This is a genomic window from Micromonospora sp. M51 (assembly GCF_018070305.1).
GTDB classification, from domain to species: Bacteria; Actinomycetota; Actinomycetes; order Mycobacteriales; family Micromonosporaceae; genus Micromonospora; species Micromonospora parva.
This window is the reverse complement of record NZ_JAGPXZ010000934.1, coordinates 1-2,084: the sequence shown is the minus strand read 5'-3', so window position 1 is coordinate 2,084 and position 2,084 is coordinate 1. Positions and strand designations below refer to the sequence as shown.

2 protein-coding genes are annotated in these 2,084 nt (G+C 74.3%); both read left to right on the top strand.

The features are described 5' to 3' along the window. The first annotated feature begins 71 nt into the window (after window positions 1-71). On the top strand, window positions 72-728 hold the full coding sequence (locus KBX53_RS30925; RefSeq protein WP_030335802.1) for a response regulator transcription factor: 657 nt from the start codon (window positions 72-74) through the stop codon (window positions 726-728). 9 nt (window positions 729-737) lie between these two features. After that, window positions 738-2,084 (top strand): HAMP domain-containing sensor histidine kinase (locus KBX53_RS30920; RefSeq protein WP_210863276.1); only part of this gene is annotated, 1,347 nt, incomplete at its 3' end.

The following is a 2,084-nucleotide window of genomic DNA, read 5'->3' as shown; positions in this document are numbered from 1 at the left end:
GGCGGCCTCCCGGTCCGCGCGCGCTTCTGCCACCATTCGCAGAACAAGCGCTGCGACGGACGGGGGCACGGGTGCGAATCCTGCTGGTGGAGGACGACCGCCGGGTGGCCGCTGCGCTGTCCTCCGCCCTCACCCGCCGGGGGTACGAGGTCGAGCACGCGGCCACCGTCGCCGCCGCCCTCTCCGCCGCCCCGTGCGACCTGGTGCTGCTCGACCTGACCCTGCCCGACGGGGACGGCACCGACCTGTGCCGGGAGCTGCGTCGGCGCAGCAGTCAACTCGGCATCATCGCGGTGACCGCCCGGGGTGAGGAACGGGACCGGGTGCTGGGTCTGCGCCTCGGCGCGGACGACTACGTGGTCAAGCCGTTCTCGATGGTGGAGTTGCAGGCCCGGATCGAGGCGGTCCTGCGCCGCGCCGCGAACGCCGCCCCCGAGCGGCACCTCATCGAGGCCGGTCCGGTACGCATCGACGTGGCCGCGCGGACGGTCACCGTCGACGGACGGGTCGTCACGTTGACCCGCAAGGAGTTCGACGTGCTGCTCTCGCTGGCCCGCCAACCCGGGGTGGCGGTGCCCCGCGACCGGATCCTGCTCGACGCCTGGGGCACCACCTGGGCCGACCGGCACACCGTCGAGGTGCACGTCGGGTCGCTGCGCGGCAAGCTCGGCGACGCCCGCCTGGTGGAGACCGTGCGCGGCGTCGGTTACCGGCTGCGCGACGCGTGAGGAGCTGACGTGCGTCGCCGCCTGGTGATCAGCTATCTGCTGCTGATGGTCCTCGTCCTCATCGCGTTGGAGACCCCGTTGGCCGCCACCATGGCCAGCCGGGAGACCGAACGGGTCCGTGCCGACCGGCTCGCCGACGCCACCCGGTTCGCCTCGCTGGCGGGGCCGGCGTTGCGCGACGGCGGGCCCGGCCCGATCGAGTCGGAGCTGACCAGCTACGACGACCTGTACTCGATCAGCGCGGCGATCGTCGACCGGGACCGGAACACCCCGGTCTCGTCGCCCCGGTGGCAGCCCACCCCGGGCACCGCCACGGTCCTGGACGTCGCGCTGTCCGGGCAGCAGACCAGCGCCCCCGAGTCGGTCTGGCCCTGGACGACCGACCCGGTGGTGGTGGCGGTACCGATCAACGACGGCGGTGAGGTGCTCGGCGCGGTGGTGATCGTGACCCCGGCCGACCCGATCCGCCGAGCTGTCGTCGCGTGGTGGCTGCTGCTCGCGCTGGCCGGTCTGCTCGCCGTGCTGGCCTGTGTGCTCACCGCGTTCGGGCTGGCCGGTTGGGTGCTGCGTCCGGTCACCGAACTGGACGCGGTCACGCACGAGATCGCCGAAGGCGACCGGGGCGCCCGGGTGCAGCACCGGCTGGGGCCGCCGGAGCTGCGCCGCCTCGCGGCCAGCTTCAACCACATGGCCGACGTGGTCTCCGACGTGATGGACCGGCAGCGCGCCTTCGTCGCGCACGCCAGCCACCAACTGCGCAACCCGCTCACCGCGCTGCGGCTACGGGTGGAGGAGCTGGGGCCCAGCCTCACCGACGAGGACGGTCGGTCCGAGCACCGGCTGGCCCTGGAGGAGACCGACCGGCTCGCGTTGGTGCTCGACGCGCTGCTCACCCTCGCCAGGGCCGAACGGGAGGAGAACGAGCGCGTCACCGTGGACGCCGCCGCGGTGGCCGCCTCCCGGGTGGCCGCGTGGGCGCCGCTGGCCCGGCACCGGTCGGTCGCGTTGCGGCTGGCCACCACCGACGCCCCGGCGTACGCCCAGACCGTGCCGACCGCCGTCGACCAGGCGTTGGACGCGCTCATCGACAACGCGGTGAAGTTCAGCGGGGCGGGTGGGGCGGTGACGGTGACGGTGGCCCGCCGCGACGGCGGGGTGGCGCTGGAGGTTCGCGACTCCGGCCCCGGCATGACCGAGAGTCAGCTCGGCCAGGCGACCGAGCGGTTCTGGCGGGCCCCGGACGCGCAGAACGTGGACGGCGCAGGGCTGGGCCTGACCATCGCGGCAGTGCTGGTCGACGCTTCCGACGGGCGGCTCACCATGCGCCCGGGGGAGTCTCGGGGGCTGGTCGCCGCC